Origin of the sequence: Geobacillus thermopakistaniensis (assembly GCF_000498995.1) — a bacterium.
In the GTDB taxonomy this organism is placed as follows: domain Bacteria; phylum Bacillota; class Bacilli; order Bacillales; family Anoxybacillaceae; genus Geobacillus; species Geobacillus thermoleovorans.
Genome location: NZ_AYSF01000058.1, coordinates 1 through 20,413 on the forward strand (window position 1 = coordinate 1; position 20,413 = coordinate 20,413).

Annotated in this window: 19 protein-coding genes and 2 pseudogenes; all 21 read left to right on the plus strand. The window is 55.5% G+C overall.

Annotation, left to right across the window (positions count from 1 at the left end; genetic code table 11):
• Nucleotides 1-627: flagellar type III secretion system protein FlhB (gene flhB, locus T260_RS127285; protein WP_023634146.1), on the plus strand; the 627-nt coding region annotated here is incomplete at its 5' end.
• A gap of 18 nt (nucleotides 628-645) precedes the next feature.
• Nucleotides 646-2,812, plus strand: a pseudogene (gene flhA, locus T260_RS01000000138040) (flagellar biosynthesis protein FlhA).
• A complete protein-coding gene (gene flhF / locus T260_RS127280) occupies nucleotides 2,809-4,008 on the plus strand; it encodes a flagellar biosynthesis GTPase FlhF (RefSeq protein WP_023634147.1) in 1,200 nt (399 codons plus the stop codon). The pseudogene flhA and the gene flhF overlap by 4 nt, the downstream one beginning before the upstream one ends.
• Nucleotides 4,002-4,868, plus strand: coding sequence for a MinD/ParA family protein (locus T260_RS127275; protein ID WP_021322273.1), 867 nt, complete (start codon nucleotides 4,002-4,004; stop codon nucleotides 4,866-4,868). The genes flhF and T260_RS127275 overlap by 7 nt, the downstream gene beginning before the upstream one ends.
• Nucleotides 4,869-4,877: 9 nt before the next feature.
• Nucleotides 4,878-5,920: pseudogene (locus tag T260_RS01000000138045) on the plus strand (protein-glutamate methylesterase/protein-glutamine glutaminase).
• 12 nt (nucleotides 5,921-5,932) lie between these two features.
• Nucleotides 5,933-7,933: a chemotaxis protein CheA gene (locus tag T260_RS127270; RefSeq protein WP_021322275.1), complete on the plus strand. Its 2,001-nt coding sequence runs from the start codon at nucleotides 5,933-5,935 to the stop codon at nucleotides 7,931-7,933.
• Nucleotides 7,934-8,016: 83 nt separating this feature from the next.
• Complete coding sequence (locus T260_RS127265; RefSeq protein ID WP_011230743.1) at nucleotides 8,017-8,454, plus strand: chemotaxis protein CheW; 438 nt, start codon at nucleotides 8,017-8,019, stop codon at nucleotides 8,452-8,454.
• Between the two features lie 22 nt (nucleotides 8,455-8,476).
• Nucleotides 8,477-9,109: a chemotaxis protein CheC gene (locus tag T260_RS127260; protein WP_011230744.1), complete on the plus strand. Its 633-nt coding sequence runs from the start codon at nucleotides 8,477-8,479 to the stop codon at nucleotides 9,107-9,109.
• Nucleotides 9,106-9,603, plus strand: coding sequence for a chemotaxis protein CheD (locus T260_RS127255; RefSeq protein WP_011230745.1), 498 nt, complete (start codon nucleotides 9,106-9,108; stop codon nucleotides 9,601-9,603). Before T260_RS127260 ends, T260_RS127255 begins: the two co-directional genes overlap by 4 nt.
• 38 nt (nucleotides 9,604-9,641) lie before the next feature.
• Nucleotides 9,642-10,397 (plus strand): FliA/WhiG family RNA polymerase sigma factor, encoded by a 756-nt coding sequence (locus tag T260_RS127250; protein WP_023634148.1) that lies wholly within the window; start codon nucleotides 9,642-9,644, stop codon nucleotides 10,395-10,397.
• 16 nt (nucleotides 10,398-10,413) lie between these two features.
• Nucleotides 10,414-10,659 (plus strand): hypothetical protein, encoded by a 246-nt coding sequence (locus T260_RS127245; protein WP_011230747.1) that lies wholly within the window; start codon nucleotides 10,414-10,416, stop codon nucleotides 10,657-10,659.
• Between the two features lie 8 nt (nucleotides 10,660-10,667).
• Nucleotides 10,668-11,285: a hypothetical protein gene (locus T260_RS127240; protein ID WP_031206499.1), complete on the plus strand. Its 618-nt coding sequence runs from the start codon at nucleotides 10,668-10,670 to the stop codon at nucleotides 11,283-11,285.
• Nucleotides 11,286-11,447: 162 nt separating this feature from the next.
• Nucleotides 11,448-12,155 carry a 30S ribosomal protein S2 gene (rpsB, locus tag T260_RS127235; RefSeq protein ID WP_013145737.1) on the plus strand — a complete coding sequence of 236 codons (708 nt, stop codon included), beginning with the start codon at nucleotides 11,448-11,450 and terminating at the stop codon, nucleotides 12,153-12,155.
• Nucleotides 12,156-12,312: 157 nt separating this feature from the next.
• Nucleotides 12,313-13,197, plus strand: coding sequence for a translation elongation factor Ts (gene tsf / locus T260_RS127230; RefSeq protein ID WP_011230750.1), 885 nt, complete (start codon nucleotides 12,313-12,315; stop codon nucleotides 13,195-13,197).
• A 68-nt stretch (nucleotides 13,198-13,265) separates the two neighbouring features.
• Entirely contained in the window at nucleotides 13,266-13,988 is a 723-nt protein-coding gene (pyrH, locus tag T260_RS127225; protein WP_011230751.1) for a UMP kinase, read from the plus strand.
• A 2-nt stretch (nucleotides 13,989-13,990) separates the two neighbouring features.
• Nucleotides 13,991-14,548 (plus strand): ribosome recycling factor, encoded by a 558-nt coding sequence (frr, locus tag T260_RS127220; protein WP_011230752.1) that lies wholly within the window; start codon nucleotides 13,991-13,993, stop codon nucleotides 14,546-14,548.
• Nucleotides 14,549-14,630: 82 nt separating this feature from the next.
• A complete protein-coding gene (gene uppS, locus T260_RS127215) occupies nucleotides 14,631-15,404 on the plus strand; it encodes an undecaprenyl pyrophosphate synthase (protein WP_014195472.1) in 774 nt (257 codons plus the stop codon).
• Entirely contained in the window at nucleotides 15,401-16,195 is a 795-nt protein-coding gene (locus tag T260_RS127210) for a phosphatidate cytidylyltransferase (protein WP_014195473.1), read from the plus strand. The genes uppS and T260_RS127210 overlap by 4 nt, the downstream gene beginning before the upstream one ends.
• A 20-nt stretch (nucleotides 16,196-16,215) precedes the next feature.
• Nucleotides 16,216-17,364, plus strand: a complete 1,149-nt coding sequence (dxr, locus tag T260_RS127205) for a 1-deoxy-D-xylulose-5-phosphate reductoisomerase (RefSeq protein WP_023634149.1) — start codon at nucleotides 16,216-16,218, stop codon at nucleotides 17,362-17,364.
• A 2-nt stretch (nucleotides 17,365-17,366) separates the two neighbouring features.
• On the plus strand, nucleotides 17,367-18,632 hold the full coding sequence (gene rseP / locus T260_RS127200) for an RIP metalloprotease RseP (protein ID WP_023634150.1): 1,266 nt from the start codon (nucleotides 17,367-17,369) through the stop codon (nucleotides 18,630-18,632).
• A gap of 23 nt (nucleotides 18,633-18,655) precedes the next feature.
• On the plus strand, nucleotides 18,656-20,359 hold the full coding sequence (locus T260_RS127195) for a proline--tRNA ligase (RefSeq protein ID WP_013523414.1): 1,704 nt from the start codon (nucleotides 18,656-18,658) through the stop codon (nucleotides 20,357-20,359).
• Nucleotides 20,360-20,413: the final 54 nt, after the last annotated feature.

A 20,413-nucleotide genomic window follows, 5' to 3' on the forward strand; every position in this document is an offset into this window, starting at 1 on the left:
GATGAGCGAAAGAAAATACGGCCGAAAATCGGTGCGGTCGTGTTCGCGGCGCTGTTGGCCGAACGAAGCGAGCTTGCGGCGCTCGTTTCCAAGACGCCGGGTGAGGCTTTGACTGTCGTCGGCGGCTTGACGGTGAAAATGGGGCTGTACGCCGCGGGGGCGCTCTTGTTTTTAGCGCTGTTTGATTACTTGTATCAGCGGTTTGAATTTGAAAAAAGCATCCGCATGTCCAAACAGGACATTAAAGATGAATACAAAAAGACGGAAGGCGATCCGCTCATCAAATCGCGCATCAAGCAAAAACAGCGCGAGATGGCGATGAGGCGGATGATGCAGGAAGTGCCGAACGCGGATGTCGTCATTACCAACCCAACGCATTACGCCGTTGCCCTCAAGTATGAAGACGGCAAGATGGAAGCGCCGGTCGTCGTCGCGAAAGGGGCGGATTATATGGCGATGAAAATCAAGGAAGTGGCGAAAACCCATGGCGTCGTGACTGTCGAAAATCGCCCGCTTGCGCAGGCGCTCTACCGCCAGACGGAAGTCGGCGATATGATTCCAGAGGCGTTTTTTAAGGCAGTGGCGGAAATTTTGGCGTACGTCTATCGGCTCAAAGGAAACGTGTAGCAACAAGGAGAGAAAACAATGCAAGCGCAAATCAAAGATTTATCCGTATTGTTTCTTGTCGTGCTCATCGTCGCCATGCTCGTCATCCCGCTGCCGACATGGCTGTTGAGCGTATTGATCATCATCAATATTTCCCTTGCCTTGCTTGTATTGCTGACGGCGATGAACACGAAAGAGCCGCTTGAGTTTTCCATTTTTCCGTCATTGCTTTTAGTGCTGACGCTGTTTCGGCTCGGGCTGAATGTGTCAACCACCCGCTCGATTTTAAGCAAAGGGGAGGCGGGCGGCGTCGTTGAAACGTTCGGAACGTTCGTCGTTGGCGGCGATGTCGTCGTTGGGTTTGTCGTGTTTTTGATTTTGGTCATCATCCAGTTTGTTGTCATCACCAAAGGGGCGGAGCGCGTCTCTGAAGTGGCGGCCCGCTTTACGCTCGATGCGATGCCCGGCAAACAGATGAGCATTGACGCCGATTTAAATGCCGGCATGATTTCGGAGCAAGAAGCCCGAAAGCGGCGGGAAAAAGTGGCGCAAGAAGCCGACTTTTACGGAGCAATGGACGGGGCGAGCAAGTTCGTGAAAGGCGACGCCATCGCCGGCATCATTATCGTCGTCATCAACATGTTGTTTGGCATGGTGATCGGCGTCGTTGAGCAAGGGATGGAGATGGCGGAGGCGGCGAAGCGCTACACGCTTTTGACGGTCGGCGACGGAATCGTCAGCCAAATTCCGGCGCTGTTGATTTCCACGGCGACCGGCATCATCGTCACCCGGGCGGCGTCGGACAGCAACTTGAGCGGCGATATTATGCGCCAGCTGTTCGCGTTTCCGAAAATGTTGTACGTGACGGCAGGAACGATTTTCCTGCTCGGCTTGTTTACGCCGATCAACGACTTGTTGACGATGCCGATTGCCGGGTTGCTGGCGCTTGGCGGCTACCGATTTATCGAGCGGCAAAAGCAAGAAGAAGCGGCATTGGCCGCTCCGGAAGAGGAGGCGGCGGCCGCCGACGAATTGAAAAGCCCGGAAAGCGTCATCCAACTGTTGCATATCGATCCTATTGAATTTGAGTTCGGCTATGCGCTCATTCCGCTCGCTGATGCCAATCAAGGCGGGGATTTGCTTGACCGGATCGTCATGATCCGTCGGCAGCTCGCGCTCGAGCTTGGCATTGTCATCCCGGTTGTGCGCATTCGCGACAACATCCAGTTGCAGCCGAATGAATACCGGATCAAAGTCAAAGGCGAGGAAGTGGCGCGCGGCGAGTTGCTGCTTGACCATTATTTGGCGATGAGCCCCGGGGTTGACGACGATTCGATTGATGGCATTGACACCATCGAGCCGGCGTTTGGTCTGCCGGCGAAATGGATTTCCGAGACCGTAAAAGACCGGGCGGAAATGCTTGGCTATACGGTCGTCGACCCGCCATCGGTCGTCTCGACACACTTAACGGAGGTGCTGAAAGCCCATGCCCACGAACTGCTGGGGCGCCAGGAAACAAAACAGCTGATCGATCATTTAAAAGAATCGTATCCGGTGCTTGTCGACGATGTGACGCCGAATCCGTTGTCTGTCGGCGACGTGCAAAAAGTGCTCGCCAAGCTATTGAAAGAGAAAGTGTCGATCCGCAACTTGCCGCTCATTTTTGAGGCGCTTGCCGATTTTGCCCGCCTGACCAGCGACACCGATTTGTTGACGGAATACGTCCGCCAAGCGTTGGCGCGGCAAATCACCTCGCAGTACGCCGTGCCGGGCGAGCCGCTGCGCGTCATTACGCTGTCGGGCAGAGCGGAAAAAACGATCGCCGACGCCGTGCAGCAAACAGAGCATGGCCGCTATTTGGCGCTCGAGCCGGCGCGGGCGCAGGCGTTTGTGGAAGCGGTCGCCGCGGCGCTTGAACGCTATCCGTTCGCCGGCAAAACGCCGCCGAAAANTGCAGCAAACAGAGCATGGCCGCTATTTGGCGCTCGAGCCGGCGCGGGCGCAGGCGTTTGTGGAAGCGGTCGCCGCGGCGCTTGAACGCTATCCGTTCGCCGGCCAGACGCCGATTTTGCTCTGCTCCCCGGCGGTGCGCATGTACGTCCGCCAGCTGACCGAGCGCCATTTTCCGACTGTTCCGGTGCTGTCGTACAACGAGCTTGAAGCGGATGTCGAAGTTCAAAGCGTGGGGATGGTGGAAATCGAATGAAAGTGAAAAAATTTGTCGCCCCGTCCATGAACGAAGCGATGAAAATGGTTCGCGCCGAACTTGGCCGCGACGCCGTCATTTTGCACTCGAAAGTCGTGCAGACCGGCGGATTTTTCGGTCTGTTTGCGAAAAAAAAGATCGAAGTGTTGGCCGGCGTTGATCCGGATCCACTGCCGCCGCGTCAGCCGGATGCCGCCGCGTCTTTGACGCGTCAGCCGGATGCCGCCGCGTCTTTGACGCGTCAGCCGGATGCCGCCGCGTCTTTGACGCGTCAGCCGAGTGCTGCGTCCTTTGCCCCTTTGCCGGCGGCCGAGCGGGAGGAAGACGGCTCGCTTGCCCGTGAGATCGAGGAAGTCAAGGCGCTCATCCGTCAGTTCAACGCCCGCTCGTCTTCGCTTTTGTATCCTCCGCCGCTTGCGGAAGCGGAACGGCGCCTCGTTCGGCAAGGGATGGCGGATGTGTACGTCCGCCAAGTGATGGATCGCCTGCTTGAACGGTGGTATGCCGACAAAGACAGCCGGTCGCCCGCTGCGGTCTCCGCCTGGACGAAAGAAGCGGTGCGCGATCTATTGTCGACGCTTCCGTTTGTCAAAACGGCGGAGCAAAAAAAGTATATGATTTTGCTTGGTCCGACCGGGGTTGGAAAAACGACGACGCTCGCCAAAATGGCAGGGCGCGCCGTCCTCGAGCAAGGGAAAAAAGTCGGGTTCATCACGGCCGACACGTACCGGATCGCCGCCATCGACCAACTGAAGACGTATGCCGACATTTTGCACGCTCCGTTGGAAGTATGCTACAATGCCGACGATTTTCGGACGGCGAAGCGGAAATTGGCCGGTTGCGATCTCGTGTTCGTCGATACGGCTGGCCGCAACTTCCGCAACCCGCAATACGTGGATGAACTGCAGCAAACGCTCGAGTTTGACAGCGAAACGGAAACGTTTCTTGTATTCGCCGCCACGGGAAAGTATGACGATATGAAAATGATTTACAACCACTTTTCCCGCCTGCCGATCGATCGGCTGATCGTGACGAAGCTCGATGAGACGGACTCGTTTGGAACGATCGTCAATGTGTTGCTTGACAGCCGGCTTGCCGCCGCCTATTTCACGAACGGGCAAAATGTGCCGGACGACATGGTGGAAGCGTCCGCAGACCGGCTCGTTCATCTGCTGTTTGGGGCGGAGCGATGGTGAGCGATCAAGCAGAACGGCTGCGCTATGAGCTGGGCCGCCGGCGCCAGCCGGCGGCGGGGCCGCGGACCATCGCGGTGACGAGCGGGAAAGGCGGAGTCGGCAAGTCAAACCTTTCGCTCAATTTTTCGCTGTCGCTCTCGAAGCTCGGGTTTCGCGTCTTGCTGCTTGATATGGACATCGGCATGGGCAACATCGACATTTTGCTCGGCCAGTCGTCGCCATTGACGCTTTCGGATTGGTTTTCCGCGCGGTTGCCGCTTTCCGAGCTGGTAAAAAGCGGACCGGAGCATCTATCGTATATTGCTGGGGGGACGGGCGCCGCGCAATGGTTGAGTGTCGATCGATCCGCTATCGACTATTTGTTGGCCGAGCTGCAGACGGTGGCGTCGCGATATGATTATCTCATTTTCGATATGGGGGCGGGTGCCTCAGAAGAACGATTGTATTTTTTAAAGTCCGTCGACGATGTGTTTATTGTCACGACGCCGGAGCCGACCGCGATGACGGATGCGTACGCCATGATGAAATATATGCACACCGCCGGCAGCGAGGCTCCGTTTTCCGTCATCGTCAACCGCGCCGGCAGCGAGCGGGAAGGATATGGCGTCTTTTCGCGCCTGCAGCATGCCGCCAGTCGGTTTTTCCATAAAGACATCGCCTTGCTTGGCGTCGTTCCTGAAGACCGGATGGTCGCGCGCTGTGTCGTCCGGCAAACGCCGTTTGTTCTCTTTGATCCAGCGGCGAAGGCGAGCCGGGCAGTGCGTCAAATGGCATGCCGCTATGCGGCGGGAGGAGAAAAAGAGCCGGAGCGGGCTCCCCGCTTTTTTGCGAAGCTGCGTCAACTTTTGCTAGAAAGGTAGAGACGGAACATGAAGACGATCAAGGTGCTTGTCGTCGATGACTCGGCGTTTATGCGCAAATGGATCAGTGATTTTTTGTCCGAACATCCGCGCCTCGAAGTCATCGGAACAGCTCGCAACGGCCGGGAGGCGCTCGAGAAAATCGCCGCCCTAAGGCCGGATGTCGTGACGCTTGATGTGGAAATGCCGGTCATGAACGGACTCGAAACGTTGCAGCGCATCATGCGGGACCATCCCGTGCCGGTCGTCATGGTGTCAAGCACGACGACCGAAGGGGCGGAAAACACGATCGCCGCCATGCAGTACGGGGCGGTCGACTTTGTCGCTAAGCCGTCCGGACCGATTTCGCTCGATTTGTACAAAGTGAAAGACGAGCTGATTGGCAAAGTGCTGCACGCGAGCGAAGCGAACGTGGCTGCCTTGACTGCCCCGCGCCGCCAACGTCCGTCTTGGCGCCCATCGTTCAAAGCGGCGGCGCGGCCGCAACAGGCCATCGTCGCGATCGGCACTTCCACAAAAGGCCGCCGAAAANGACTTAACCCAAAAACTCAGCCGAAAAAGCCGCTCCGGTCGTCGCTGTCCAGCATATGCCCAAAGGATTTACGACATCGCTCGCCAACCGGCTTGATGCGCTTGCCGCAATCACGGTCAAGGAGGCGGAAGACGGGGAAGTGCTGCAAAATGGCACCGCCTATATCGCGCCAGGCGGCGTCCATCTCATCGTTCGCGAAGAAGGCGGCGCGCTTAAAGCCCGTTTCGACGAATCGCCGCCGCGCGCCGGCCATCGTCCGGCTGTTGACGTGTTGTTCGAGTCGCTCGCTGCCATTCGCCTCTGTCGGAAAATCGCGGTGATCATGACCGGGATGGGAAGCGACGGAACAGCGGGGTTGAAAAAGCTGAAGGAAAGCGGGAACACAAAAGCGATCGCGGAAGCGCGCGAGACAGCCGTTGTCTTTGGGATGCCAAGAGCGGCGATCGAGGCTGGCGTCGTTGATGTCATCGTTCCGCTTGACAGCATCGCCGCTGCCATCGTCCAATTGATCGGGGAGTGAGGGGGAAACGGCATGGACATGAGCCAATATTTGGATTTATTTATTGATGAAAGCAAAGAGCATTTGCAGGCGATCAACGAGCGGCTGTTGGAACTTGAAAAAACTCCGGAGGACATGTCTGTGGTGAATGATATTTTCCGTTCGGCCCATACGTTGAAAGGCATGTCCGCCACGATGGGGTTTGAAGATTTGGCCAATTTGACGCACCAAATGGAAAACGTGCTCGATGGCATCCGCAATCGGCGGCTTTCCGTTACCCCGGAATTGCTTGACGTCATTTTTGAGGCCGTCGACCATTTGGAGGCGATGATCAGTTCCATCGCTGCAGGCGGCGACGGAACGCGCGATGTAAGGAGAACAGTCGAACAGCTGAAACGAATCGAGCAAGGGGAGATGCCGAACAAGCAGGCAGCAAGAGAAGAACCGCCCCTTGAACATGCGTATGGGGAATTTGAATACCATGTGCTCGAGCAGGCGAAGGAGCAGGGATTTTCCGTCTACGAAATCCGCGTTCGGCTTCGCGATGATTGCTTGTTGAAAGCAGCGCGCGTCTATATGGTGTTTGAACAGCTGAATGAAGTCGGAGAAATTGTGAAAGCAACGCCGCCGGTCGAGATGCTGGAGGAAGAACAGTTTGACCGGGAGTTTCTCGTTACGGTTGTATCCAAAGCGCCAGCCGATGAGTTGCAAAAGCGGCTGATGGGCATTTCGGAAATTGATGACGTCAAGGTGTCTATGCTATCGAGCAATGAACCGTCGGCAGAAAGCGAGAAAGCGGCTGCGCCCCAACAACCGGCCGCTATGGAGCAGGCGGCGGCCGTTCAGGCCGAAGCGGAGGCGCCGGAAAAACAAACAGCGAAACAGGCGACGAAAACGATCCGCGTCAACATTGAACGGCTCGATCGGTTGATGAACTTATTTGAAGAATTGGTTGTCGACCGCGGTCGGCTTGAGCAAATTTCCCGCGAACTGAACCATGCCGAATTGACGGAAACGGTCGAGCGGATGTCTCGCATCTCGAGCGATTTGCAGACGATCATTTTAAATATGCGCATGGTGCCGGTCGAAACGGTGTTCAACCGCTTCCCGCGCATGGTGCGCCAGCTCGCCCGCGAGCTCGGCAAAAAGGTGCGCCTTGACATCATCGGCGCGGATACCGAGCTTGACCGGACGGTGATCGATGAAATCGGCGACCCGCTTGTCCATTTGATCCGCAATGCGCTCGACCACGGCATCGAAGCGCCGGACGTCCGGGTGGCGCGCGGAAAGCCGGAAGAAGGGACCGTTCAATTGCGAGCGTACCATAGCGGCAACCATGTCTTTATTGAAATCGAGGATGACGGCGCCGGCATTTCCCGGGAGAAGGTGCTGCAAAAGGCGAAAAGCCGCGGCATTGTCTCGCCGCAGGCGGCGGAGCATTTGAACGATCAGCAAATTTACGAGCTTATTTTCGCTCCCGGCTTTTCGACCGCTGAGCAAGTTTCTGACATTTCCGGCCGCGGCGTCGGTTTGGATGTCGTCAAAAGCACGATTGAGTCGCTCGGCGGCACCGTTTCGGTCGATTCGCAGCCTGGAAAAGGGTCGCTCTTTTCGATTCAGCTGCCGCTCACATTGTCGATCATTTCTGTGTTGCTCGTTCAAATCGCCGAGGAAACGTACGCGATTCCGCTGTCATCGATCATTGAGACGGCGCTGGTGAAAAAGGAAGAGATTTTTTCCGCCCACAACCAGCCGGTCATCGATTTTCGCGGCAAAATCGTGCCGCTCGTCCGCCTGAAAGACGTCTTCGCTGTTCCTGGAGCAGCCGATGACGGAGATGCGGTGGCGGTCGTGATCGTCCGGAAAGGGGAAAAACTGGCGGCGCTGGCGGTCGACTCGTTTATCGGGCAGCAAGAAGTCGTGTTGAAATCGCTAGGAAACTATTTATCTTCGGTTTTCGCCATCTCGGGGGCGACGATTTTGGGAGACGGCCGAGTGGCGCTGATTATCGACTGCAACGCGCTCGTGAAGTAGGAGATGGCCGTGTCGGTGCGGGGGCGCCTATGGCGTTGATCTGCCGTTTTCAGTGGCATGTCGAAAAAAAGGGGGAGGATTGGATGACGGCCAGCGTGCAAGCAGACTGGAAAGTGATTGCGTTTCGCCTGAAAGAAGAAGAATATGCTCTGCCGGTGCAGCATGTCCGTTCCATCGAGAAAATGCAGCCGATCACGCGCGTGCCGGGGACGGCCCATTATGTAAAAGGGGTCATCAACTTGCGCGGTGTTGTGACGCCGATCATCGATTTGCGCGAGCGGTTCGGGTTTGCCCCCGAACCATATGGGGAACAGACGCGGATCATTATCGTTGCTCTTGAGGATATGGAAGTTGGGCTCATCGTCGATGCCGCGAATGATGTCCTTGATCTGCCGGCGGAAAGCATCGAACCGCCGCCAGAGGCAATTGGCTCCGTTGAGGCAAGTTACATCGACGGCGTGGCGAAAGTGGAGAATCGGCTCCTCATTTTGCTCGATTTGGCGAAAGTGCTCGACCGATAATCCGTGGAGAGGAGCGTTGACATTGGACGATATTCGCAACTTGACGGGGATGCATATTGACATTTTGCGCGAAATCGGCAACATTGGCGCCGGCAACGCGGCGACGGCTTTGTCGACGTTGCTAAACAAAAAAATTGAAATGGCGGTGCCGCGCGTTCAAATTGCGACGTTTGCCGAAATGATGGAATCAATCGGTGGACCGGAACAAGTAGTGGCGTGCGTCTATTTGCGCATCGAAGGAGAAGCGCCGGGAAACATGTTTTTCGTGTTGCCGCCGGAACAGGCTGAGCGGTTTGTCCGTCGGATGATTGGCGATGACTCGTTTTCGTTTCAAGGAGAAGCCCATGAGCTTGGCTGCTCGGCGCTTCAGGAGCTCGGCAATATTTTAGCCGGCTCGTATTTGTCGGCATTGGCTGACTTTACGCGGCTCAACTTGCACCCGTCCGTGCCGGCATTGGCCATCGACATGATTGGAGCTGTGCTGTCGTTCGGATTGCTTGAGCTGTCGCGTGTTGGCGATTACGCCATTTTGATTGACACAGCCATTTACGATGAACGGCGCCCGGACGAAAGCATCAACGGCCATTTCTTTCTTCTACCTGACCCCGAGTCGTTTTCCACCATCTTTCGAGCACTAGGTGTGGATGGTCTATGAGCACAGCGCAGGCTGTCAAAATCGGCATTGCGGAAATGGAGGTCGTCATAGCGCCGAATGTCATCCGCACGTGCGGGCTTGGGTCGTGCGTCGGTGTCGTCATTTACGATGCAGGCAAGGCGGTTGCTGGCATGGCGCATGTCATGCTTCCGCATTCCTCGATGGCGCGCGGCGGAGTCATCAATGCGGCCAAATACGCTGATACGGCGGTCGAGGCGCTCGTTCAGCTTGTCATTGCCGCTGGCGGGCGGAAAGGGATGCTGAAAGCGAAGCTGGCCGGCGGGGCGCAAATGTTTTCGTTTTCGACAGTTGGCGGCGATATGATGCGCATTGGCGCGCGCAATGTGGAGGAAGTGAAAAAGCAGCTCGAGCGGCTTCACATTCCGGTCGTCGCCGAAGATGTCGGGGGTCATAGCGGCCGCACGATCGAATTTAATCCGCAGACGGGTGTGCTCTCCATCCGCACCGCCGCTCAAGAAATAAAGGAAATATGACCGGGATGCGCCGTTTCCGCAAGGCAAGGGGGAGAATAATGGGAAGCGCGCTAAAAGGAGAAGAACGGAAATACTGGGATGAATGGATCAATGGCCGCGACCGTCACGCGGCCGAGGAGCTGGTGCAGCGCTATATGCCGCTTGTTTTCTACCACGTGCAGCGGCTTTCGGCGACGCTGCCGAGCTCCGTGCCGAAGGATGAGCTCGTCAGCCTTGGACTCGTCGGCTTATACGATGCGTTGGAGAAATTTGATCCATCGCGTGATTTGAAGTTCGACACGTACGCCTCGTTCCGCATCCGCGGCGCCATCTTAGACGGTTTGCGCAAAGAAGACTGGCTGCCGCGCAGCATGCGCGATAAGGCAAAAAAAATTGAGGAAGCGATCGAGCGGCTTGAACAGCGGCACATGCGATCGGTGACGGCGAAAGAGATCGCCGCTGAGCTCGGGATGACGGAAGAGGAAGTGCAGGCGGCGGCGAGTGAAACGTTTTTTTCCCATTGGCTGCCGCTCGGGCAGACGACCGTCGACGAAGATGAAGGACTGTTGGCGGTTCGCGACGACCGCGCTCCGCTTCCCGAGGAGCAAATCGTTAAGCAGGAAATGATCGAAAAGCTGGCTGAAGCCATCGGACAGCTGAATGAAAAAGAGCAGCTCGTCATCAGTTTGTTTTATAAAGAGGAGCTGACGTTTACAGAAATCGGGAGCCTTTTGCATTTGTCGACATCAAGAATTTCGCAAATTCATGCGAAAGCGCTTTGGAAACTGCGCCGCTTTTTTGAAAAAGAGCCATGAGGGGAGAGAAAACGCGATGGACATCCAGCTTCCAGCGTTGCAAAGCGTCATGCCGAAAGCGCCCGACGCGGAAAGGCTTCAAGCTTCGACGCAACAACACTCCTATGCAGTGCAGGCGCAAATGGCAACTGCCGGCCAAAAGCGGGCGGAGCGTGCGCGCCGTCGGGTGACGGATAAACGAACGAGCGCCCGTCTTGAGCAGGAGGCGTCCCGTTTTGGAGGACACCCTTATAAAGGAAAAACGATCGACATTCAAGGATAGTGAACATCATGATGGCATTTTGGCTAACGATCAGTTTGCTGCTGCACGCCTTGTCGTTTTGGTTGATCATTGTGCTTTTCCTTCGCCTGTCGCGGCTTGGCGAGGCGGAGAGGCGGGCCGAGGAGCTCGAGGAAGCCATGACCGCTTATCTCGCTGCTTGGAAGGAAGAAAACGAGCGCTTTTTGGCTGAACTTGACTCGTTGCTTGGCAGCGGAGCGGATCCATTCGTTTCTGCACCGGAAACGAACGATGCGCCCAGTGTGCAACGGGGCGCGAACGGGAAAGAGACGGCGTCCATGCTGGGGGCAGGAGGCGGTGAAATCGGAGCGGGGTTCGAAAAGCGAACAGCGGAAGCAAAAAAGGAGGAAAACGAGCCGGCGGAGCGGGGAGAAACCGAAAAACGCACAGAAACAAGCCGCCCAAGCGCCGCTCCGGGCTATTTCCCAGACATCGGAACGGTCAAGGATGTGCTCGAACTTTCACTCACCCGACCAGCGGACGCGAGTGAGCTTGCTCGCCGCCTATATGCGGAAGGGGCGACGGTCGAGGAAATTGCCAAACAGCTCGGCAAAGGGAAAACAGAAGTCGAGCTATGGCTCAAATTTGCGCAAAAAACGAATCAATAGGCGAATAACAGCTTGATTTGCCGCTTGCAGTTGTGATATATTTTTTCATGGTGTGAATACACACGCCTGGTGATTTCAGCAACGGTGCTGGCAACGCCAGTCTTGCTGAAAGATGAGGCAGGCGGAGGACCAAAAACCACTAAGGAAACAGGAGGAGCATACATGTCGGTTATTTCGATGAAACAACTGCTTGAAGCTGGCGTCCACTTTGGACATCAGACGCGCCGTTGGAATCCGAAGATGAAAAAATACATTTTCACGGAGCGCAACGGCATCTATATCATCGACTTGCAAAAAACGGTGAAAAAAGTCGAGGAAGCATACAACTTCGTCCGCGAATTGGCGGCGAATGGCGGCAAAATTTTGTTCGTCGGCACGAAAAAACAAGCGCAAGAGTCGGTGAAGGAAGAAGCGGAACGCTGCGGCATGTTTTATGTCAACCAACGCTGGCTCGGCGGCACGCTGACGAACTTCGCTACGATCCAAAAGCGGATCAAACGGCTGCGTGAAATTGAAAAAATGGAAGAAGATGGAATATTTGACGTTCTGCCGAAAAAAGAAGTCATTCGCTTGAAAAAAGAAAAAGAGCGTCTTGAGAAGTTTTTGGGCGGCATCAAAGACATGAAAGAGCTGCCAGATGCGTTGTTTGTCATTGACCCGCGCAAAGAGCGGATCGCGGTGGCGGAAGCGCGCAAGCTGAACATCCCGATCATCGGCATCGTCGACACGAACTGCGATCCGGATGAAATTGACTATGTCATTCCGGCCAACGACGACGCCATCCGCGCTGTTAAGCTGTTGACTTCGAAAATCGCCGACGCCGTGCTTGAGGCGAAACAAGGCGAAGAAGCGGCCGTCGCAGCAGAGTAACGATGCACAAGAAAGGTGATAAGAGGGGAAAGCCTTTTATCACCTTTTTTTGAGACAGAAATGAGCAACTTTTGGCTATACTAACGAATAAGAGCAAAACGGGAAGCCGCTGCCGGCACCGATACATATACGGGACAATGAGAAGGAGGATTTTTTTATGGCGATTACAGCACAAATGGTGAAAGAACTGCGCGAAAAAACAGGCGCAGGCATGATGGACTGCAAAAAGGCGCTCACCGAAACAAACGGTGACATGGAGAAAGCGATCGACTGGCTGCGCGAAAAAGGAATTGCCAAAGCGGCGAAAAAAGCGGACCGCATCGCGGCCGAAGGGATGGCGTACATCGCGGTGGAAGGCAATACCGCCGTCATTTTGGAAGTGAACTCGGAAACGGACTTCGTTGCGAAAAACGAAGCATTCCAAACGCTTGTCAAAGAGCTGGCCGCCCACTTGCTGAAACAAAAGCCGGCTTCGCTTGATGAAGCGCTCGGTCAAACGATGGACAACGGCTCGACCGTCCAAGACTACATCAACGAAGCGATCGCCAAAATTGGTGAAAAAATTACGCTTCGCCGCTTTGCCGTCGTCAATAAAGCGGACGGCGAAACGTTCGGTGCGTACTTGCACATGGGCGGGCGCATCGGCGTATTAACGTTATTAGCCGGCAATGCGAGCGAAGACGTCGCCAAAGATGTCGCCATGCACATTGCCGCACTTCATCCGAAATACGTCTCGCGCGACGACGTGCCGCAGGAAGAGATTGCGCATGAGCGTGAAGTGTTGAAGCAGCAAGCCTTAAACGAAGGCAAGCCGGAGAAAATCGTTGAAAAAATGGTCGAAGGCCGGCTGAACAAGTTTTACGAAGACGTCTGCCTGCTCGAGCAAGCGTTCGTGAAAAACCCGGATGTGACGGTGCGCCAATACGTCGAATCGAACGGAGCAACAGTCAAGCAGTTCATCCGTTACGAAGTCGGCGAAGGGCTCGAAAAACGCCAAGACAATTTTGCAGAAGAAGTCATGAGCCAAGTCAGAAAACAATGACGGACCGCAACAGGGAACACGCGCGTGTTCCCTGTTTTTCAAAGTGATTCGCATCATGGAGGTTGGACATGGAACAGCCAAAATACAAACGCGTCGTGTTAAAGTTGAGCGGGGAAGCGCTCGCCGGAAAGCAAGGGTTTGGCATTCAACCGGCGGTCATTCAGTCGATCGCCAAACAAGTGAAAGAAGTTGTTGAACTGGGCGTCGAGGTCGCCATCGTCGTCGGCGGCGGCAACATTTGGCGTGGAAAAACGGGAAGCGAAATGGGCATGGACCGGGCGACGGCTGATTACATGGGCATGTTGGCGACGGTGATGAATGCCCTCGCCTTGCAGGACAGCCTTGAGCAGCTCGGTGTGGAAACGCGGGTGCAAACATCGATTGAAATGCGGCAAGTGGCCGAACCGTACATTCGCCGCCGGGCGATTCGCCATCTTGAGAAAAAACGAGTTGTCATTTTCGCCGCCGGCACAGGCAACCCGTACTTTTCGACCGATACGACCGCGGCGCTCAGGGCGGCGGAAATCGAGGCGGACGTCATTTTAATGGCGAAAAACAACGTCGATGGCGTTTACAGCGCCGACCCGAACGTCGACGCCAATGCGGTCAAATACGATGAGCTGTCGTACTTGGACGTCATCAAGCAAGGGCTCGGCGTCATGGATTCGACTGCTTCCTCGCTTTGCATGGACAACAACATTCCGCTCATCGTCTTCTCGATTATGGAAGAAGGCAATATTAAACGCGCTGTGTTAGGTGAAAACATCGGAACGATCGTAAGGGGGAAATAACGATGGCAAAGCAAGTGATCCAACAGGCGAAAGAAAAGATGGATAAAGCGGTGCAAGCGTTCACCCGCGAGCTGGCAAGCATTCGCGCCGGACGGGCGAACGCAGGGCTGCTTGAGAAAGTAACCGTTGACTATTACGGCGTGCCGACGCCAATCAACCAACTGGCCTCCATCAGCGTGCCGGAAGCGCGGCTGCTTGTCATTCAGCCGTACGACAAATCGGCCATTAAAGAAATGGAAAAAGCGATTTTAGCATCGGATTTAGGGCTGACGCCATCGAATGATGGATCGGTCATTCGTCTTGTCATTCCGCCGCTCACCGAGGAACGGCGCCGCGAGCTCGCGAAGCTTGTCAAAAAGTATTCAGAAGACGCGAAAGTCGCGGTGCGCAACATCCGCCGCGATGCGAACGATGAATTGAAAAAACTCGAGAAAAACGGCGAGATTACGGAAGATGAGCTCCGCAGCTACACGGACGAAGTGCAAAAGCTGACCGATGACCACATCGCCAAAATTGACGCCATCACAAAAGAAAAAGAAAAAGAAGTGATGGAAGTATAGGCAAAACCATGCAAACCCTCTATGTTGATGGAGGGTTTTTTTGCTATAATGGAAAGGCAAAACACGATCCCGGAGGACTCGTATGTTCAATAAAATGCGAAAAACAAAAGAGAAAGACGTCCCGGTGACGAAAGAAGAGGTGCTCAGGCATCCGATGCCGAACCACGTCGCCATCATTATGGACGGAAACGGGAGATGGGCGAAAAAGCGGGCGCTGCCAAGGGCGGCCGGCCATTACGAAGGCATGCAAGTTGTGCGCAAAATCACTCGTTTTGCGAATGAGCTGGGGATTCAGATTTTGTCGCTTTACGCGTTTTCGACAGAAAACTGGAAACGTCCGAAAAGTGAAGTCGATTATTTGATGAAGCTGCCGGAACAGTTTTTGACGACGTTTCTTCCCGAGCTCGTCGCCGAAAATGTCAAAGTCCAAGTGATCGGTCATGCGGAGGCGCTGCCTGATCATACGCGCCGGGCGGTCGAGAAAGCCGTGAAGGAAACAAGCGGCAACACCGGCCTTGTGTTAAACTTTGCCCTTAATTATGGAAGCCGGGCGGAAATCACTGCCGCCGTAAAGCAGATCGCCAAAGACGTTGAACGCGGGATGCTCGCGCCGGAAGACATCACCGAGCCGCTCATTTCCTCGTACTTGATGACGAGCGGGCTCGCTGACCCTGACTTGCTCATCCGTACGAGCGGGGAGATTCGCTTGAGCAATTTCATGCTTTGGCAGTTGGCGTATACGGAACTTTGGTTTACGGATGTCTTATGGCCGGATTTTACGGAGCAACATTTCTTAGAGGCGATTGCCGCTTACCAGCGGCGCGACCGCCGATTTGGAGGAGTGTCAGCGCGATGAAGCAGCGAATCATCACCGGAGTCATAGCGGCGGCGCTCTTTTTGCCGATTGTTATTTTTGGCGGATTTCCGTTTATAATAGTAACATATATATTGGCCACGATTGGGCTGTTTGAATTGTTGCGGATGAAAGGGATGCACCCGTTGTCGTTTGTCGGGGCGGCTGGATTGATCGCCCTTTGGCTGTTGCTCGTTCCCGCCCGTTACGGCGGCGAGTGGTTGGCGTCTGGGACCGCCAAATTTGGCGTGCTCGCCGCTTTGGCTTTTTTGCTGCTTGTCGGTACGGTCGTGACGAAAAATGCGCTCTCGTTCGATGAGGCGGCGTTTGTCGTTTTGGCGGTCGTCTATGTCGGCGTAGGGTTTTTCTGTTTCGGCGCTGTTCGTTTGGTTGGGTTCGTGTACTTCGTTTATGCCTTGTTTGTCATTTGGGCGACTGACATTGGGGCGTATTTCTTTGGCCGCGCGTTTGGCCGGCGCAAGCTATGGCCGGAGATCAGCCCAAAAAAAACGGTGGAAGGCGCCATCGGCGGCATCGCTTCCGCGGCTGTTGTCGCCGCGATTTACGAGTGGGCGGCGGCGCCGTTTGGCAGTTTGGCGGCCGCGCTTGGCGTCGCGCTGCTGCTGTCGGCGTTCGGTCAGCTCGGCGATTTGATCGAATCGGCATTTAAGCGCCATTACGGCGTCAAAGATTCCGGGGCGATTTTGCCGGGACATGGCGGCATTTTAGACCGGTTTGACAGCTTGCTGTTCGTGCTGCCGATATTGTACATATTGCTTGAAATCGCACGATAAGCGGGTGAGGAGTGAAACGATTGAAATATATTAGTATATTAGGGGCGAGCGGATCGATCGGCACACAGACGCTCGATGTCATCCGCGCCCATCCGGACGAATTCCGCTTGGCCGCCGCATCGGTCGGGAAAAATATCGAGGCGGCGAGGCGGCTGATCGCTGAATTTTCCCCAAGTCTTGTCGCCGTCGCTGACCGTGATGCGTATGAAGTTCTTTATCGCGAGTACCGCGGGCGGACGACGATCGTGTACGGAGAGGAAGGATTGATTGAAGCAGCCGTTTGCCCACAAGCCGATGTTGTCGTCACCGCTGTCGTCGGCAGCGTCGGCCTTGTGCCGACGCTGAAGGCGATTGAAGCGGGAAAAGCGATCGCCCTCGCCAACAAAGAGACGCTCGTTGTCGCCGGACATCTCGTCATGGCTGCAGCCAAGCGGCGCGGCGTGCCGCTGTTGCCAGTTGACAGTGAACATTCCGCCATTTTTCAATGTCTGCAAGGGGAAAGGATGGAACAAGTTGACAAACTCATTCTGACCGCATCCGGCGGCAGCTTCCGCGACAAGACGCGCCGAGAGCTCGCTCATGTGACGGTTGAGGAGGCGCTCCGCCATCCGAACTGGTCGATGGGGGCAAAAATTACGATTGATTCGGCGACCATGATGAATAAAGGATTTGAGGTCATTGAGGCTCATTGGCTGTTCGGGCTGCCGTATGAGCGGATTGAGGTTGTTTTGCATCGAGAAAGCATCATCCATTCGCTCGTTCAGTTCCGTGACACAAGTGTATTGGCGCAGCTTGGAACGCCGGATATGCGCGTTCCGATCCAATATGCGCTTGCGTATCCAAAGCGGTTGCCGCTCCCATCCGCCAAGCCGCTTGATTTAATCTCGCTTGGGGCGCTCCATTTCGCCCCGGTTGATTTCGACCGCTATCGCTGTTTGCGTCTCGCCTATGAGGCTGGCAAGCGCGGCGGCTCGCTGCCGACGGTGTTGAATGCGGCCAATGAGGAGGCGGTGGCGGCGTTTTTAGCCGGGCGCATTCCGTTTTTGGCCATCGAGGAGTGGATTGAACGCGCGCTCGAGCGCCATCGGCCAGTGAGCGATCCGCAGCTTGAGGACATTCGTGAAATCGATGCGGACGCGCGCGCCTACGTCCGCTCACTACTATCATAAAGGTGGTTGAAACGTTGGAATCGATCATTTCATTTATCGTCGTCTTTGGTGCCCTCGTCTTTTTTCACGAGCTCGGCCACTTGCTGCTAGCAAAACGGGCCGGCATTTTGTGCCGCGAATTTGCCATCGGCTTCGGACCGAAAGTGTTTTCGTTCAAGAAAAACGAAACGGTGTACACGATCCGCCTGCTCCCGCTTGGCGGCTTCGTCCGCATGGCCGGTGAAGACCCGGAGACGATTGAATTGAAGCGTGGGCAAGTCGTCGGTCTTTTGCTTGATGAGAGCGGCCAAGTGGAAAAAATCGTCCTCAACCATAAGGACGATTATCCGAATATCCGCGTAGTGGAAGTGGAAGAGGCCGATTTAGAGCATGGCATGTATGTGACCGGCTATACGGACGGCGAGCGGTTCGAGCGGTTTACGGTCAAGGAGCCGGCGTTTTTCGTCGTCGACCGCCAAGAGATTCAAATTGCTCCGTACCATCGCCAATTTGCGGCAAAAACGCTCGGGCAGCGAACGATGACGATTTTGGCCGGACCGCTCGCCAACTTTCTCTTGTCGCTCGTTGTCTTTATCATCATCGGTCTTTTGCAAGGCTATCCGGTCGACAAGCCGGTGATCGGCGAGCTGACGCCGGAAGGAGCGGCGCGCGCCGCCGGCTTGAAGCAAGGGGATGAAGTGATCGCCATTAACGGCGAACGGATGGAAACATGGACGGAAATCGTCAACACGATTCGCGCCCATCCGGGAGAACCGCTTCAGTTTCAAATTGAGCGGAATGGGAAAAAACGGAGTGTGACGGTCACTCCGGAGGCGAAAACGGTGCAAGGGGAGACGATCGGCTTGATCGGCGTCTATCAGCCGATGGAAAAATCGGTGTTGGGCTCGATCAAGCAAGGGCTGGTTGAGACGTATTACTGGACGCGGGAAATTGTAACGGGGCTCGGCCAATTGATCACCGGCCAGTTTCAGCTTGACATGCTGTCCGGACCGGTCGGCATCGCCGTATCGACCGGCAAAGTGGCTGAGTCTGGGATCTACTACTTGATGAAATGGGGCGCGATTTTAAGCATCAACCTGGGGATTGTCAACTTGTTGCCATTGCCGGCGCTAGACGGCGGGCGGCTCCTCTTTTTCGCCATTGAAGCGGTGCGCGGCAAGCCGGTCGACCGGCAAAAAGAAGGAATGGTTCATTTTATCGGCTTTGCCTTGCTTATGTTGCTTATGCTTGTGGTGACATGGAATGACATTCAAAAATTTTTCCTATAGAGAGAAAACGAGGTGGCTAATGGATGAGACAAAGTCAAGCATTTATTCCGACGTTGCGTGAAGTGCCGGCGGATGCGGAAGTGAAAAGCCATCAGCTCCTGCTCCGGGCCGGCTTCATTCGTCAAAGCGCAAGCGGCGTCTATACGTTTTTGCCGCTTGGGCAGCGTGTTTTGCAAAAAGTGGAAGCCATCATTCGCGAGGAAATGAACCGGATTGGAGCGATGGAGCTCTTCATGCCGGCCTTGCAGCCAGCTGAGCTTTGGCAGCAGTCCGGCCGCTGGTACTCGTACGGGCCGGAGCTGATGCGCTTAAAAGACCGGCACGAGCGCGATTTCGCCCTCGGGCCGACGCATGAGGAAATGATCACGGCGATCGTCCGCGACGAGGTGAAAACGTACAAGCGGCTGCCGCTTGTCTTGTATCAAATCCAAACGAAATTCCGCGATGAAAAGCGTCCGCGTTTTGGGCTGTTGCGCGGCCGCGAGTTCATGATGAAAGACGCCTACTCGTTCCATACGTCGAAAGAAAGCTTGGATGAAACGTACAACAACATGTATGAGGCGTATGCGAACATTTTCCGCCGCTGCGGATTGAACTTCCGCGCCGTCATCGCCGACTCGGGGGCGATTGGCGGCAAAGATACGCATGAGTTTATGGTGCTCTCGGACATCGGCGAAGATACGATCGCCTACTCCGATGCGTCTGACTATGCCGCCAACATCGAGATGGCGCCGGTCGTGGCGACGTACGAAAAAAGCGATGAGCCGCCAGCCGAATTGAAAAAAGTGGCGACGCCGGGGCAAAAAACGATCGCTGAAGTCGCTTCGCACTTACAAATATCGCCGGAGCGCTGCATCAAATCGCTTTTGTTCAATGTGGACGGCCGCTATGTGCTCGTTCTCGTCCGCGGCGATCATGAAGCGAACGAGGTGAAGGTGAAAAACGTGCTCGACGCGACGGTCGTCGAATTGGCGACGCCGGAAGAAACGGAGCGGGTGATGAACGCTCCAATTGGTTCGCTCGGCCCGATCGGCGTCAGCGAAGACGTCACTGTGATCGCGGACCATGCTGTCGCCGCCATCGTCAACGGCGTTTGCGGCGCGAACGAGGAAGGATACCATTACATCGGAGTCAACCCGGGCCGCGATTTTGCCGTCAGTCAATACGCCGATTTGCGCTTCGTAAAAGAAGGCGACCCGTCTCCAGATGGCAAAGGGACGATCCGCTTTGCCCGCGGCATTGAAGTCGGGCATGTGTTTAAGCTGGGGACAAAATACAGCGAAGCGATGAACGCCGTCTATTTGGATGAAAACGGCCAAACGCAGACGATGATCATGGGTTGCTACGGCATCGGCGTATCAAGATTGGTGGCCGCAATCGCCGAACAGTTTGCTGACGAACACGGGCTTGTGTGGCCGGCTTCGGTCGCACCGTTTCACATCCATTTGCTTACAGCGAACGCAAAAAGCGATGAACAGCGCGCGTTGGCGGAAGAGTGGTATGAAAAGCTCGGACAGGCTGGGTTTGAAGTGTTGTATGACGACCGCCCCGAACGGGCCGGAGTGAAGTTTGCCGACAGCGATTTGATCGGCATTCCGCTCCGCGTCACCGTCGGCAAGCGAGCGGGCGAAGGCGTTGTGGAAGTAAAAGTGCGGAAAACAGGCGAGACGTTCGATGTGCCGGTCAGCGAGCTTGTCGACACTGCGCGCCGTCTCCTTCAATCATGAGTGCCGGCGCTGGCGAAAAAGAATTCTGTCTTTTTCGCCGGCGCTTTTGTTATG

Excerpts from the sequence above, each read along its gene's own strand:
- rpsB (WP_013145737.1), top strand. The coding sequence starts at position 11,448 with ATGTCGGTTATTTCGATGAAACAACTGCTTGAAGCTGGCGTCCACTTT.
- pyrH (WP_011230751.1), top strand. The coding sequence starts at position 13,266 with ATGGAACAGCCAAAATACAAACGCGTCGTGTTAAAGTTGAGCGGGGAA.
- frr (WP_011230752.1), top strand. The coding sequence starts at position 13,991 with ATGGCAAAGCAAGTGATCCAACAGGCGAAAGAAAAGATGGATAAAGCG.
- T260_RS127240 (WP_031206499.1), top strand. The coding sequence starts at position 10,668 with ATGATGGCATTTTGGCTAACGATCAGTTTGCTGCTGCACGCCTTGTCG.
- T260_RS127270 (WP_021322275.1), top strand. The coding sequence starts at position 5,933 with ATGGACATGAGCCAATATTTGGATTTATTTATTGATGAAAGCAAAGAG.
- T260_RS127255 (WP_011230745.1), top strand. The coding sequence starts at position 9,106 with ATGAGCACAGCGCAGGCTGTCAAAATCGGCATTGCGGAAATGGAGGTC.
- T260_RS127265 (WP_011230743.1), top strand. The coding sequence starts at position 8,017 with ATGACGGCCAGCGTGCAAGCAGACTGGAAAGTGATTGCGTTTCGCCTG.
- T260_RS127210 (WP_014195473.1), top strand. The coding sequence starts at position 15,401 with ATGAAGCAGCGAATCATCACCGGAGTCATAGCGGCGGCGCTCTTTTTG.
- uppS (WP_014195472.1), top strand. The coding sequence starts at position 14,631 with ATGTTCAATAAAATGCGAAAAACAAAAGAGAAAGACGTCCCGGTGACG.
- flhF (WP_023634147.1), top strand. The coding sequence starts at position 2,809 with ATGAAAGTGAAAAAATTTGTCGCCCCGTCCATGAACGAAGCGATGAAA.
- T260_RS127250 (WP_023634148.1), top strand. The coding sequence starts at position 9,642 with ATGGGAAGCGCGCTAAAAGGAGAAGAACGGAAATACTGGGATGAATGG.
- tsf (WP_011230750.1), top strand. The coding sequence starts at position 12,313 with ATGGCGATTACAGCACAAATGGTGAAAGAACTGCGCGAAAAAACAGGC.
- T260_RS127195 (WP_013523414.1), top strand. The coding sequence starts at position 18,656 with ATGAGACAAAGTCAAGCATTTATTCCGACGTTGCGTGAAGTGCCGGCG.
- T260_RS127275 (WP_021322273.1), top strand. The coding sequence starts at position 4,002 with ATGGTGAGCGATCAAGCAGAACGGCTGCGCTATGAGCTGGGCCGCCGG.
- T260_RS127245 (WP_011230747.1), top strand. The coding sequence starts at position 10,414 with ATGGACATCCAGCTTCCAGCGTTGCAAAGCGTCATGCCGAAAGCGCCC.